This window comes from Clostridium malenominatum, from assembly GCF_039521365.1.
In the GTDB taxonomy this organism is placed as follows: Bacteria; Bacillota; Clostridia; order Clostridiales; family Clostridiaceae; genus Clostridium_AW; species Clostridium_AW malenominatum.
Window position 1 is genome coordinate 1 of record NZ_BAAACF010000007.1, and the last position, 14,846, is coordinate 14,846.

13 protein-coding genes and 1 other annotated feature are annotated in these 14,846 nt (G+C 34.6%); all 13 genes read right to left on the reverse strand.

Annotated elements, in window-relative coordinates; genetic code table 11:
• Positions 1 to 106 precede the first annotated feature (106 nt).
• The 13 genes from fusA to rpmG all read right to left on the reverse strand — a co-directional run bounded on the left by fusA (position 107) and on the right by rpmG (position 14,592).
• Positions 107 to 2,170 (reverse strand): elongation factor G, encoded by a 2,064-nt coding sequence (gene fusA / locus ABDZ69_RS15360; protein ID WP_343771025.1) that lies wholly within the window; start codon positions 2,168 to 2,170, stop codon positions 107 to 109.
• Positions 2,171 to 2,256: 86 nt separating this feature from the next.
• Positions 2,257 to 2,727: a 30S ribosomal protein S7 gene (gene rpsG, locus ABDZ69_RS15365; protein ID WP_343771027.1), complete on the reverse strand. Its 471-nt coding sequence runs from the start codon at positions 2,725 to 2,727 to the stop codon at positions 2,257 to 2,259.
• Between the two features lie 162 nt (positions 2,728 to 2,889).
• Positions 2,890 to 3,267, reverse strand: coding sequence for a 30S ribosomal protein S12 (rpsL, locus tag ABDZ69_RS15370; protein WP_343771029.1), 378 nt, complete (start codon positions 3,265 to 3,267; stop codon positions 2,890 to 2,892).
• A gap of 53 nt (positions 3,268 to 3,320) precedes the next feature.
• On the reverse strand, positions 3,321 to 3,563 hold the full coding sequence (locus ABDZ69_RS15375) for a ribosomal L7Ae/L30e/S12e/Gadd45 family protein (protein ID WP_343771031.1): 243 nt from the start codon (positions 3,561 to 3,563) through the stop codon (positions 3,321 to 3,323).
• Positions 3,564 to 3,671: 108 nt separating this feature from the next.
• A complete protein-coding gene (gene rpoC, locus ABDZ69_RS15380) occupies positions 3,672 to 7,232 on the reverse strand; it encodes a DNA-directed RNA polymerase subunit beta' (protein ID WP_343771033.1) in 3,561 nt (1,186 codons plus the stop codon).
• Between the two features lie 19 nt (positions 7,233 to 7,251).
• Entirely contained in the window at positions 7,252 to 10,959 is a 3,708-nt protein-coding gene (gene rpoB / locus ABDZ69_RS15385) for a DNA-directed RNA polymerase subunit beta (RefSeq protein ID WP_343771035.1), read from the reverse strand.
• A gap of 269 nt (positions 10,960 to 11,228) precedes the next feature.
• Positions 11,229 to 11,597, reverse strand: coding sequence for a 50S ribosomal protein L7/L12 (gene rplL / locus ABDZ69_RS15390; protein ID WP_343771036.1), 369 nt, complete (start codon positions 11,595 to 11,597; stop codon positions 11,229 to 11,231).
• Between the two features lie 32 nt (positions 11,598 to 11,629).
• Positions 11,630 to 12,130 (reverse strand): 50S ribosomal protein L10, encoded by a 501-nt coding sequence (gene rplJ / locus ABDZ69_RS15395; RefSeq protein WP_343771038.1) that lies wholly within the window; start codon positions 12,128 to 12,130, stop codon positions 11,630 to 11,632.
• Between the two features lie 29 nt (positions 12,131 to 12,159).
• Positions 12,160 to 12,297 (reverse strand) — a sequence feature (ribosomal protein L10 leader region).
• Between the two features lie 38 nt (positions 12,298 to 12,335).
• Positions 12,336 to 13,025, reverse strand: a complete 690-nt coding sequence (rplA, locus tag ABDZ69_RS15400) for a 50S ribosomal protein L1 (protein ID WP_343771040.1) — start codon at positions 13,023 to 13,025, stop codon at positions 12,336 to 12,338.
• A gap of 65 nt (positions 13,026 to 13,090) precedes the next feature.
• The gene (gene rplK / locus ABDZ69_RS15405; protein WP_343771042.1) at positions 13,091 to 13,516 is read right to left on the reverse strand and encodes a 50S ribosomal protein L11; all 426 of its coding nucleotides are present in this window, start codon (positions 13,514 to 13,516) and stop codon (positions 13,091 to 13,093) included.
• Between the two features lie 70 nt (positions 13,517 to 13,586).
• On the reverse strand, positions 13,587 to 14,108 hold the full coding sequence (nusG, locus tag ABDZ69_RS15410) for a transcription termination/antitermination protein NusG (protein WP_343771043.1): 522 nt from the start codon (positions 14,106 to 14,108) through the stop codon (positions 13,587 to 13,589).
• Positions 14,109 to 14,159: 51 nt separating this feature from the next.
• Positions 14,160 to 14,393, reverse strand: coding sequence for a preprotein translocase subunit SecE (gene secE / locus ABDZ69_RS15415; protein WP_343771044.1), 234 nt, complete (start codon positions 14,391 to 14,393; stop codon positions 14,160 to 14,162).
• 49 nt (positions 14,394 to 14,442) lie between these two features.
• Positions 14,443 to 14,592 (reverse strand): 50S ribosomal protein L33, encoded by a 150-nt coding sequence (gene rpmG / locus ABDZ69_RS15420; protein WP_343771045.1) that lies wholly within the window; start codon positions 14,590 to 14,592, stop codon positions 14,443 to 14,445.
• Positions 14,593 to 14,846: the final 254 nt, after the last annotated feature.

The window sequence follows — 14,846 nt, forward strand, 5'->3', positions numbered from 1 at the left end:
CTACGTGTCCTATAGTTCCTATATTTACGTGCGGTTTATTTCTTTCAAATTTTGATTTTGCCATTTTGGGATCCTCCTTTATTATAAGTTTTTATTTTAATTTATTTTATTTATTTCCAATAATTTTTTCTTGAATGCTCTTTGGCACTTCTTCAAAGTGATCGAAAGTCATAGCGTAAGTTCCTCTACCTTGAGTATTAGATCTTAACACTGTAGCATATCCGAACATTTCTGAAAGAGGTACAAATGATCTTATTACTTGAGCTCCTGCTTGAGCTTCCATTCCTTCTATTCTACCTCTTCTGGAGTTGATATCTCCCATTACATCTCCCATGTACTCTTCAGGTACTGTTACTTCAACCTTCATCATTGGTTCAAGTAATACTGGGTCTGCTTTAGCCATAGCATTTTTAAACGCCATAGATCCTGCAATTTTGAAGGACATTTCTGATGAGTCTACATCATGGTATGATCCATCAAATAATTTAACTTTAAAGTTGATAGTTTCGTATCCTGCAATTACACCACTCTTTGAAGCTTCTTGAATACCATTATCGATAGCTGGAATGTATTCTCTTGGAACAACTCCCCCAACGATAGCATTTTCAAATACATATTCTCCTTCGTGCGGCATAAGTTCGATCCAACAGTGTCCGTATTGTCCACGTCCACCTGATTGTCTAACATATTTACCTTCAGCTTTAACAGCTTTCTTAATTGTTTCTTTGTAAGCAACCTGTGGTTCACCTACGTTACATTCAACTTTAAATTCTCTTATAAGTCTATCTACAATTATTTCTAAGTGAAGCTCACCCATACCTGCAATTATAGTCTGACCTGTTTCTTGATCTGTCCAAGTTTTAAATGTTGGATCTTCTTCAGCAAGTTTTACTAATGAAAGTCCCATTTTTTCTTGACCAGCTTTTGATTTTGGTTCTATAGCTACACGAATAACTGGCTCTGGGAAATCCATGTTTTCTAGAATTATCGGATTCTTTTCATCACATAATGTGTCTCCAGTTGTAGTATCTTTTAATCCAACAACCGCACCTAAGTCTCCTGCATATAATTCTTGAATTTCTTCTCTATGATTAGCATGCATTCTTACTAATCTACCAATTCTTTCTCTTTTTCCTTTTGTAGAGTTATATACATAAGAACCACTTTGAAGTGCTCCTGAATAAACTCTTACAAAGGCAAGCTTTCCTATGAATGGGTCAGTTGCTATTTTAAATGCTAATGTTGACATAGGCTCTTCATCTGAAGAATGTCTTTCCATTTCTGAACCATCATCTGGGTTAGTTCCCTTTACTGGTGGAATATCTAATGGTGATGGCATATATTTAACAATAGAGTCAATCATTGCCTGAACACCTTTGTTTTTGTATGAAGAACCGCAGATTACTGGAACTATCTTATTAGCTATAACGCCTTTTCTTAAAGCAGCTTCTAGTTCATCTACTGTAATTTCTTCACCTTCTAAATATTTCATCATTAATTCTTCATCTAACTCAACGATAGCTTCTATCATTGCAGCTCTATATTCTTCAACTTGATCTACCATGTCCTCTGGTATATCTGTGTGACTTGTAGAAGTTCCAAGGTCATCTTGATATATAACAGCTTCATTTCTAATTAAATCAACGTAACCTTTAAAATAATCTTCTTTACCTATTGGAAGCTGAATTGGCACTGCATTAGCCTGTAATCTTTCTCTCATCATGTTTACAACTCTAAAGAAGTCAGCTCCTATTATATCCATCTTATTTACATAAGCCATTCTAGGAACTTTGTATTTGTCCGCCTGTCTCCAAACTGTTTCAGTTTGAGGCTCAACCCCTCCCTTTGCTGTTAACACCGTTACTGCACCATCTAGTACTCTTAATGATCTTTCAACCTCAACTGTGAAGTCTACGTGTCCTGGTGTGTCAATAACGTTAATTACATGATCTTTCCACATACATGTTGTTGCTGCTGAAGTAATTGTTATACCTCTTTCTTGTTCCTGAACCATCCAGTCCATTGTTGCAGCACCTTCATGAACTTCTCCTAATTTATGAGTTTTACCTGTGTAAAACAAAATACGTTCTGTTGTAGTAGTTTTACCTGCGTCTATATGCGCCATAATACCTATATTACGGAATCTTTCTAATGGATGTTGTCTTGCCACTAATGTTTCCTCCTCTCGAACTATAAATATAGTTTAATTATAAAATTTGAGAAAACTGTTTTGGTTACACCAAAACAGTTTTAATATTAATATCTGTAATGTGCAAAAGCTTTATTTGCTTCAGCCATCTTGTGAGTATCTTCTCTTTTCTTAACAGCTGTTCCAGTATTGTTTGCTGCATCCATAAGTTCTCCTGCAAGTCTTTCTCTCATGTACTTCTCGCCTCTTTTTCTTGCAGCATCTAGAATCCATCTTATTCCTAAGGTCTGTCTTCTATCTGGTCTTACTTCGATTGGAACCTGGTATGTAGCACCACCGATTCTTCTTGCCTTTACTTCAAGTAATGGCATTACATTGTTCATAGCTGCTTCAAATACTTCCATAGGCTCTTTTCCTGTTTTATTTGCAATTGTTTCAAAAGCAGTATAGCAAACTTTTTGAGCTACACCCTTTTTACCATCTTCCATTAAGCTATTTATAAATTTAGTTACAACTTTGCTGTTATATAATGGATCTGGTAATACATCTCTTTTACCTATATGTCCTTTTCTTGGCACTTTTCTTCCCTCCTTAACATAAACAAAATTTAAGTTCATCGGTACTCGGTTTATTCAACCGCAAAGTGCTTTGTACTTCCGCAAATTAACTTCATAAGAATATATATATAAATGCCGAAGACACAGCACTATCTTTCACACCTTAAAACACTTTAATTTTTACTATTTTTTCTTTGGTCTTTTTGCACCATACTTTGATCTGCTTTGCAGTCTGTTTGCAACTCCAGATGAGTCTAATGCACCTCTAACTATGTGATATCTTACACCTGGAAGGTCTTTTACTCTTCCTCCTCTTATAAGAACAACACTGTGCTCTTGTAAGTTGTGTCCTATACCTGGAATGTACGCAGATACTTCATAACCATTTGTAAGTCTAACTCTGGCAATTTTTCTTAAAGCTGAGTTTGGCTTCTTTGGTGTAGTTGTCTTAACTACTGTACATACTCCTCTTTTCTGAGGACATTCTTTTAGTGCTGGTGACGCTGACTGTTCTGTTAATGTCTTTCTGCCTTTTCTAACTAATTGGCTAATAGTTGGCATGTTTACACCTCCTCAATATAATATAGATCTATTTAATAATTATTGTTGTAAGCTTACTCATCTATAGTTACAGCAGTAGCTGCTCCTACATCTATACCACAAAGTTTTCCTAAATCCTTCATAGTATCTATCAGTATAATCTCAAGGGAATTTTCTTCAGCAGCACTTTTTATCTGATCATATATCTTCAAATCTGCATCTTTAGCTATATAAACAGTATTAACACCGCCAGTTTTTATAGCTTTTAAAGATTGTTTAAATCCCACAACCTTTTTACCTGCTATTCTGTCGAGCACTTCTGTTCCCCCCTATAAATAATTATATAGAGACAAAGCCAGGGGCTTTGCCTCCCTCTGTAAACATACAGAAATATTTTATCATCTTAAGTTCATCCTGTCAATAAATTAAAGTTCTATTTCTTCTTCTAAATCATTGTTTAAATATTCCACTTCTTCAACATCTTCATCTTTTTCGGTGCTAATTTTTATAGACCTATATCTGGTCATTCCTGTTCCTGCAGGAATTAGCTTACCAATAATTACATTCTCTTTTAATCCTAATAGCGGATCTATTTTTCCTTTAATTGCTGCATCTGTTAAAACTCTAGTTGTTTCTTGGAAAGATGCTGCAGATAAGAATGAATCTGTTGCCAAGGATGCTTTAGTTATTCCCAGTAATGCTATTCTACCTTTAGCTGGCTCTAGCCCCAATGCCTCTACTCTTTCATTTTCTTCATTGAAATCAAAAATATCAATCATTGTTCCTGGTAATAATTCAGTATCTCCTGATTCTTCTATCTTTACTTTTCTTGTCATCTGTCTTATAACTACTTCCAAGTGCTTATCATTTATATCAACACCCTGAAGTCTATAAACCTTCTGTACTTCTGATAGGAGATAGTACTTAACACCATTTACGCCCTTTATTCTGATAACGTCATGTGGATTAACTGAACCTTCAGTAATTAAATCACCAGCTTCAATCTTTTCACCATTAGTTACCTTTAATCTTGAACCAAATGGAATATCATAACTCATTTCTTCTCCTGTTTCGCTTGTTACCACAACTGTTCTCTTTTTCTTAGTTTCTTCTATTCTAACAGTTCCCATAACTTCTGAAACTATAGCTAACCCCTTTGGCTTTCTTGCTTCAAATAACTCCTCAACTCTTGGAAGACCTTGAGTTATATCAGCCCCTGCAACTCCACCAGTATGGAATGTTCTCATGGTAAGCTGTGTACCAGGTTCCCCTATACTTTGAGCAGCAATAATACCAACGGATTCTCCTATATTAATTTTTTCAGCAGTAGCCATATTCATACCATAGCATTTTGCACAAACTCCATGCTTTGATTTGCAAGTAAATACAGATCTAATTTTAACTTTAGTTACACCTGCATTTTCAATATCGTCCGCTACTTTTGATTCAATATATTGATCTTTTTCTATTAAAACTTCCCCTGTAGTAGGATTTAATATATCCTCTGCTGAATATCTTCCATGTAATCTCTCTGACAGGCTTTCAATAATTTCATTGCCTTCTTTTATTACAGAAACCTCTAATCCTTCTTTTGCTCCACAGTCTTCTTCTCTAACTATAACGTCCTGACTTACGTCAACCAATCTTCTTGTTAAGTATCCAGAGTCAGCAGTTTTTAACGCGGTGTCCGCATTACCCTTTCTAGCTCCGTGAGTTGATATAAAGTATTCCAAAACATCAAGACCTTCTCTAAAGGATGATCTTATAGGCAACTCAATTATTTTACCTGATGGGTTTGCCATAAGTCCTCTCATACCTGCTAACTGTTTAATCTGGCTTTTAGAACCTCTGGCTCCTGAATCCGCCATCATAAATATTGGATTATACTTATCCAAGCTAGCCATAAGAGCATCTGCTATTTCATCTGTTGTTTTAGTCCACTTTTCTATAACTCTTTCATATCTTTCATCTTCAGATATGAATCCTCTTCTATACATTTTCTCGATTTTGTTAACCGCTTCATCAGCTTCTGCTAGTAATCTCTTTTTGTCCTCTGGTACCACCATATCCTCAGTAGCAACTGTTATGGCTCCTATGGTTGAGTAGTGATATCCTTTAGTTTTTATATTATCTAACATTATAGAAGCTTTAGTTGGACCATGTTTCATGTAACATTTATTTATTATTTTTCCTAAAGAAGATTTATTCACCAAGAAATCAACTTCTAATTTAAACTCATTTTCAGGTAAACTTCTATCTACAAAACCTAAATCTTGAGGTATTGATTCATTAAATATAATTTTACCTGGAGTAGTTTCAATTATCCCTGATAAAACTTCTCCATCTTTTTCTTTTGTTAATCTAACTTTAATATTTGAATGTATTCCAATTTCTCCTACTTCATAAGCCATAATTGCTTCATCTGGGCATGAGAATACAGGAATTCTTTCTCCCACTTCAGCTTTTTTGCCAATTGTTAAATAGTAAGAACCTAGTACCATATCTTGTGTAGGTACTACAACTGGTTTTCCGTCTGAAGGCTTTAGAATATTATGGGCAGCTAACATTAAAAATCTAGCTTCTGCTTGCGCTTCCACAGATAATGGTACGTGTACCGCCATCTGATCACCGTCAAAGTCAGCATTATATGCAGTACAGGATAATGGATGAAGCTTTATCGCTCTTCCTTCAACTAATACAGGTTGGAACGCTTGAATTCCTAATCTGTGTAGGGTAGGAGCACGATTTAGAAGTACTGGATGATCTGAAATTACCTCTTCTAATACATCCCATACCTGAGGTTGAACTCTTTCAACCATTCTCTTTGCACTCTTAATGTTATGAGCAAAGCCACCTTCTACTAGCTTTTTCATTACAAAAGGTTTAAATAATTCAAGTGCCATTTCTTTTGGAAGACCACATTGATACATTTTTAGTTCAGGTCCTACAACTATAACCGAACGTCCTGAGTAGTCAACACGTTTTCCTAGCAAGTTTTGTCTAAATCTTCCTTGCTTACCTTTTAACATATCTGACAAAGACTTTAATGGTCTATTTCCTGGCCCTGTAACTGGTCTTCCTCTTCTTCCATTGTCAATAAGAGCATCTACCGCTTCTTGTAACATTCTTTTTTCATTTCTTACAATTATGTCTGGTGCTCCTAAGTCTAGAAGTTTCTTAAGTCTATTATTTCTATTTATAACTCTTCTATATAAGTCATTCAAGTCTGAAGTCGCAAATCTTCCCCCATCTAACTGAACCATTGGTCTTAAATCCGGTGGAATTACTGGTATTACATCAATAATCATCCATTCCGGTCTATTTCCTGATTTTCTGAAAGATTCAACAACTTCAAGCCTTCTAATTATTCTAACTTTCTTTTGACCAGTACTAGTTTTTAAGGATTCTTTAAGTTCCTTAGATAAACGTTCTAGATCAATTTCTTCCAATAGTCTTCTTACAGCTTCAGCTCCCATTCCTGCTTCAAAGCTATCTTCGCCATACTTGTCAATTGCTTCTCTATATTCTTTTTCGCTTAGCAATTGCTTCTTATCTAATCTGGTTTCATTTGGCGAAAGTACAACATAGGATGCAAAATAAAGGACTTTCTCTAGAGATCTTGGTGACATATCTAATATTAATCCCATTCTTGATGGAATGCCTTTAAAATACCAGATATGTGATACTGAGGCAGCAAGCTCTATGTGCCCCATTCTCTCACGTCTAACCTTGGATTTCGTTACCTCAACTCCACATCTATCACATACTATGCCTTTATATCTAACTCTCTTATACTTGCCACAATGACACTCCCAGTCCTTTGTAGGTCCGAATATTCTTTCACAAAATAACCCGTCCCTTTCTGGTTTTAAAGTTCTATAGTTAATGGTTTCAGGTTTTTTTACTTCTCCTCTTGACCATTCCCTGATTTGTTCTGGTGAAGCTAAACCTATTTGTAGTGCATCAAAATTATTCAATTCAAACAAGGGTAATCCTCCCTTCAAATTAGTGTTCATCGTTAAAATCATCTAATTCTAGATCATTTCCAAAGTCTTCTAATGGTAAATCATCATAATCTATATCTAATTCTTCATCTACGCTGTCAATTTTTTCTTCTTCTACATAATCATCTACTGGTGTAGGTGGAACATAGTCTTCCGTACCTTCGATATTAATTTCTAACTCTTCGAGTTCATCATCTACAGACTCTTTAAGTTTGATTTCTTCCTTATCATCATTTAAAACTTTTACGTCCAGACACAATGCCTGTAATTCCTTAATTAAAACCTTAAATGATTCTGGTACACCTGGTTCTGGTATATTCTCACCTTTTACAATCGCTTCGTAAGTCTTAACTCTACCTACTACGTCGTCAGATTTAACTGTTAATATTTCCTGTAACGTATGAGCTGCACCATAGGCTTCTAGTGCCCAAACTTCCATTTCTCCAAATCTCTGTCCACCGAATTGAGCTTTTCCTCCTAGTGGCTGTTGAGTAACTAATGAATATGGCCCTGTAGATCTAGCATGTATCTTGTCATCAACTAAGTGAGCAAGTTTTAAAATATACATATATCCTACAGTTACTCTATTGTCAAATGGATCGCCTGTTCTTCCGTCATATAATACAGTTTTACCATCTTGTTCATATCCTGCGTCTCTTAAACATTCATCAATTTCTGATTCAGTAGCACCATCAAATACAGGTGTAGCAATATGCCAACCTAATTTTGAAGCTGCTAATCCTAAATGCACTTCTAATACCTGACCAATGTTCATACGTGACGGAACCCCTAATGGATTCAAACATATTTGTAACGGCCTTCCATCTGGTAAAAACGGCATATCTTCTTCAGGCAATACCCTTGATATAACCCCTTTGTTACCATGTCTTCCAGCCATTTTATCTCCAACGGAGATTTTTCTTTTTTGAGCGATGTAACATCTTACAAGTTTATTTACTCCTGGAGGTAATTCATCTCCATTTTCTCTTGTAAATACCTTAACATCTACTATAATTCCGGCTTCACCATGAGGTACTCTAAGAGATGTATCTCTAACTTCTCTAGCTTTTTCACCGAATATAGCTCTTAGTAATCTTTCTTCTGCTGTAAGTTCAGTTTCTCCTTTTGGAGTTACTTTGCCAACTAATATATCTCCTGATCTTACTTCAGCACCTATTCTAATTATTCCTCTTTCATCTATATCTTTAAGAGCATCTTCTCCTACATTAGGAATATCCCTTGTTATTTCTTCAGGTCCTAGTTTTGTGTCTCTTGCTTCTGCCTCATATTCTTCAATATGAATAGAAGTAAATACATCTTCTTTCACTAGCTCTTCAGAAATAAGCATAGCATCCTCGTAGTTGTATCCTTCCCAAGTAATAAATCCAATTCTTATATTTTTACCTAAGGCTATTTCACCTAAATCTGTAGAAGGACCGTCAGCTAATACTGTACCACGTTCCACCTTCTCACCCTTAGTTACAATTGGCCTTTGGTTTATGCAAGTACCTTGGTTGGATCTTTTAAACTTTAATAATCTATATGTGTCAATTCCACCATCTGAATCTCTTTTTACCCTTACTTCATTAGCACTTACGTAAACAACTACGCCAGCGCTTTTTGATTTTGGAAGTACCCCTGAGTCAACAGCGGCCTTAAATTCTATACCGGTTCCTACAATTGGAGCCTGTGGTTTTAATAATGGAACTGCTTGACGTTGCATGTTAGAACCCATAAGAGCACGGCTGGCGTCATCATTTTCAAGGAAAGGTATCATTGCTGTAGCAACAGATACTAATTGCCTTGGAGAAATATCCATATAGTCAACCTCTACTCTAGGAACAATAAGAATATCTTCTTTATCTCTTACAGTTACTTTATCGTCAATAAATAAACCATTATCATCTAAAGGTTCATTTGATTGGGCGATAAGGTATCTATCTTCTTCATCTGCAGTCATATATACTATTTCGCTTGTTACTTTGCCTTCTTTTTTATCAATTTTTCTATAAGGCGATTCAATAAACCCATATTCATTTACTCTAGCATAGGTTGCAAGAGAGTTAATTAATCCTATATTAGGTCCTTCTGGCGTTTCAATTGGACACATTCTTCCATAATGGGAGTGATGAACGTCTCTTACTTCAAAACCCGCTCTTTCTCTTGAAAGCCCTCCTGGCCCAAGAGCAGACAACCTTCTTTTATGAGTTAATTCAGATAATGGGTTGGTTTGATCCATGAACTGTGAAAGCTGTGAGCTTCCAAAAAACTCTTTAATGGATGCTGCAACTGGTCTAATATTGATTAGAGCTTGAGGTGTAATTGCATTTTGATCTTGAATAGTCATTCTCTCTTTTACAACTCTCTCCATTCTTGAAAGACCAATTCTAAATTGATTCTGCAACAGCTCTCCAACGGATCTTAATCTTCTATTTCCTAAGTGATCAATATCATCAGTATATCCTATATTATAAGGCAATCCTAATTCATAACTTATTGTTGCGTAAATATCATCTTTTATTATGTGCTTAGGAATTAAATGATGTATATTTTTCTTTATCTGTTCTTTAATTGCACTTTCTTCAGTGTAATTATCTAATATATTTTTCAAAGTTGTATAGTGTACTAACTCTTTAATATTTAAATCTTCTATATCAAAGTCAATAAAACTATGTATATCAACAAAGTTATTACCGATAACTCGTAAAATTCTTTCGTCAACTTTTATATCTACAGAATTAATACCTGAATTCTGTATTTCTAAAGCTTTCTCTCTGTCAATTTTCTCATCTTTTTGTACTAATATTTCGCCAGTTTGTGGATTTACTATATCTTCAGCTGAAATTTGATTTGCAATTCTTATGGATAGAGATAGCTTTTTATTAAACTTATATCTACCTACTCTAGATAAGTCATATCTTTTTGCATCAAAAAATAGAGATTCTATAAGAGATATTGCACTATCGACAGTGGGAGGTTCTCCCGGTCTCAGCCTCTTATATATTTCAAGTAATGCTTCTTCTTTACTTTTTGTATTGTCTTTTTCAATAGTTGCTTTTAACCTTTCATCTTCTCCGAAATAGTTTATAATTTCAGTATCTGTTTCAAAGTCTAAAGCTCTCGCAAGAATAGAAATAGGTAGTTTTCTTGTTTTATCAATTCTTACATATATTATGTCATTGGAATCTGTCTCATATTCTAACCAGGCTCCTCTATTAGGTATTACTGTAGCAGAAAATAATTGTTTACCTGTTTTATCAAAGGCTACATCATAATATACCCCCGGTGATCTAACAAGCTGACTTACTATTACTCTCTCAGCACCATTAATTATAAAGGTTCCTTGCTCTGTCATGAGAGGGAAATCTCCCATAAACACTTCTTGCTGCTTAACTTCTCCCGTTTCCTTATTTATCAATCTTACATTGACTTTTAATGGAGCCGCATAAGTCGCATCTCTTTCTTTACATTCTTCAACTGAATATTTAATGTTATCCCTATCTAGTTTATGACCTACAAATTCTAAATTTAAATTCCCAGTATAGTCTTGGATAGGATTGATATCATCAAAAACTTCTTGAAGACCTTCGTCTAAAAACCATTGATAAGAGTCTAATTGAACTTCAATTAAATTAGGCATCTCAGCAATTTCTTTAAGTTTAGAGAAACTCATTCTAGTTCTTTTACCAACCTGAACAGGATGTACCATTAATTTTCACCCCTTGCATAAAGTAAAACTAATCAAAAACATTTTAATGTTTCCAGATTAAATGTATTGCATCTTAATAGTATAACCGCTATTACGAAACTTATTCACTTAAACAAAAATACATATATTACGTGTTTTTTATACAATCAATGCAATTTATTATTTTACCATACTCATAAATTATTGTCAATATCATTAAATAAATATATTACTTATTTAAAAAAGAGGCACCGTTAACAGTACCTCTTTTTATACCATTCAATTAAAAATTACTTTAATTCAACAGTTGCTCCAACTTCAGCTAATTTAGCTTTCATAGCTTCAGCTTCTTCTTTAGCTATTCCTTCTTTTAATGTTTTAGGAGCTCCATCAACTATTTCTTTAGCTTCTTTTAATCCTAATCCAGTTAATTCTCTAACTACTTTTATAACTTTAATTTTTTCTGAACCTGCACTTGCTAATACAACGTCAAATTCAGTTTTTTCTTCTGCAGCTGGTGCAGCAGCAGCGCCTGCGCCTGCAACAGCTACTGGAGCGCTTGCGCTTACTCCAAACTCTTCTTCACATGCTTTTACTAATTCGTTTAATTCTAAAACGCTCATTTCTTTTATAGCTTGAATGATTTCTTCTCTAGTCATTTAAATTGCACCTCCAAATTATTCCTTTTTAATTAAGCTTCTTCAGATTCTTTTTTTTCTTTTATAGCATTCAATAAGTATGCTAAATTTGATACTGGAGCTTTGAAGCTTCCAAGAAGTCTTGAAAGTAGTACTTCTCTTGGTGGTATTGCAGCAAGTTGCTTAACTTTATCCGCATTATATACTTCACCTTGAACTACAGCAGCCTTCAATTCTAATTTTTTAACTTCTTTAGCAAAGTCACTTAAAACTCTTGCTGGAGCTGTTGGATCTTCATATCCAAAAGCTATTGATATTGGTCCTTCTAAGAATTCAACTATACCTTCATGGCCTAGTTCTTTTGCAGCTAGAATACTTAAAGTATTTTTATAAACTTTATATTCTACGCCTTCTTCTCTTAGTTTCTTTCTTAACTTTGTATCTTCTTCAACTGTTAATCCTTGATACTTAGCTAATACTATCGCTTGAGATTTTTCCATTTTCTCTCTAATCTCAGCAACTTTAACTTCTTTTAACTGTCTATTTTTACTCACTGTGTGTCCACCTCCTCACAGTTATACTGTTTATAAAAAATAAAGGCTCCTCCCGTAGACATGGAGAAGCCAATTATATCTTTTCAAATATATATCGGAACCCTCGGTAGGTTGGATAACCGTTACGCTTTCGCACCTACTGTCTACGGAGTATTTACTTATTTAACCTTTAAAAGGATATCAAACTTTTAAACTAATGTCAATACTATTCAAGAACTTTTACTGGATTAATTTTTACTCCAGGTCCCATAGTGCTTGATACTGCAACTGATTTAATGTATTGACCTTTAGCTGCTGCTGGTTTTGCTTTAACAACAGCTTCCATTAAAACTTGGAAGTTATCCATTAATTTTTCAGCTCCAAAGGATTTCTTTCCAATTGGAACGTGAACTATAGCAGTTTTATCAACTCTATATTCAACTTTACCAGCTTTTATTTCAGATATTGCTCTTGATACATCAAATGTAACTGTTCCTGATTTTGGATTTGGCATTAATCCTTTAGGTCCTAATACTCTACCTAATCTTCCAACAAGACCCATCATATCTGGTGTAGCTACAACTATATCAAATTCAAACCAATTTTCTTTTTGAATTTTATCGATATATTCTTCAGCACCAACATAATCTGCTCCTGCTGCTTCAGCATCTTTAGCTTTATCACCTTTTGCAATAACTAAAATTCTAACTTTTTTACCAGTTCCGTGCGGAAGAACAACTGCTCCTCTAACTTGCTGGTCTGCATGTCTTGGATCAACACCTAGTCTTACAGCAACTTCTATTGTTTCATCAAACTTAGCTTTTGAAGTTTTTAATGCAAGTTCCATTGCCTCACCAGGTGTATATAATGTGTTTTTATCTACTAATTTAGCACTTTCAATATAATTTTTTCCCATTACTTAACCTCCTCCGTGGTATTAACGGTTATTACCTCCCACAATTTTAAACGGGTCACTCTTAATTATTCTTCTACAGTAACACCCATACTTCTTGCTGTACCTGCTACCATTCTCATAGCAGCTTCTACTGATGCAGCGTTTAAGTCTGGCATTTTAGTTTCAGCAATTTGCTTTAACTGTTCCTTTGTGATTTTAGCAACTTTTGTTTTGTTTGGCACACCTGAACCGCTTTCAATTCCAGCTGCTTTCTTTATTAGAACTGCTGCTGGTGGAGTTTTTAGTATGAAACTAAAAGATCTGTCTTGATATACTGTTATCACTACTGGTATTATTAACCCAGCTTGATTTGCAGTCTTAGCATTAAAATCCTTAGTAAATGCCATAATGTTTACTCCATGTTGACCAAGAGCAGGTCCTACTGGTGGTGCTGGAGTTGCCTTTCCTGCAGGAAGTTGAAGTTTTATCATTCCTGTAACTTTCTTAGCCATGTTTACACCTCCTATAATGTGGTTATGCGGATATTAATCCTCCCACTTAATTAAGACTTTAGTCTTATCTTTAGTCCATTTTATCTATCTGTTTAAAATCAAGCTCAACAGGGGTTTCCCTGCCGAACATATTAACAAGAACCTTAACTTTTTTCTTTTCTAAATTAATTTCTTGAATAACAGCGGAGAAATTTTCTAAAGGTCCTGAAACCACTATCACAGTTTCTCCAACTTCTATGTCCAAGTTTATGTGTTTATCCATAATACCCATGGATGTTACTTCATCTTCTGTTAATGGAACAGGTTTTGATCCTGGACCAACAAATCCAGTAACTCCTCTAGTATTTCTAACTACATACCAAGAGTCATCGGTCATCAGCATCTTCACCAATACATAACCTGGAAATTTTTTCTTTTGAGTTACCTTCTTTTTGCCGTCTTTAATTTCAACATGTTCCTCTATGGGAACTTGAATATCAGTTATCCAGTCATGAAGGTTTCTATTTTCAATAGTTTTTTCCAAATTTGCTTTAACCTTATTCTCATAACCTGAATAGGTATGAACTACATACCATCTAGCTTTCTCTGCCATAATTTAATGGACGGGAATCTATGTAGTAGACCCCTACCTCCTTTTGCTATATTATTTATAGATTATTTGTGACAACTTATTAAATCCAAAATCTATGAAACCTACAGCTACCATATAAATCAAACAGAAAGTTAATGCAATAATAGTAGCTTTCTTCACTTCTGCTCTAGAGGCCCATGTAATTCTTTTAAATTCACCTTTTACTCCTTTAAAAAAGTCAATAATGCCACCCTTTTTCTTGTTAGCTTTATTTTCTTTCTTAACAACCTCTCTTTTTTCCTTCACATTAACACTCATTTCTTCACATCCCTGAATAAAATAATGCCTCTATAAATTACTTTGTTTCTTTATGAGCTGTGTGTTTGCGACAAAACTTGCAATATTTTCTCATTTCTAATCTGTCTGGGTCATTTTTCTTGTTTTTCATTGAATTGTAATTCCTTTGCTTACATTCAGTGCAAGCTAAAGTAACCTTTATTCTCATATCCTACACCTCCTGGACTAATGCTAGTATTTATATAAACCGCAGGGATATATATTACTTAATTTATGCATTACCTTAATAATTTAACATAATTCATTTTGTATGTCAACGTAATTTAATAAAATGAATTTCGCATGAAATTAGGTCTTAAAAGGACTAGGTCTAGAAACCCAGTCCTATAAGGCTCTATTATTCAACTATAGTTGTAACAACTCCTGAACCTACTGTTCTTCCACCTTCTCTTATAGCAAATC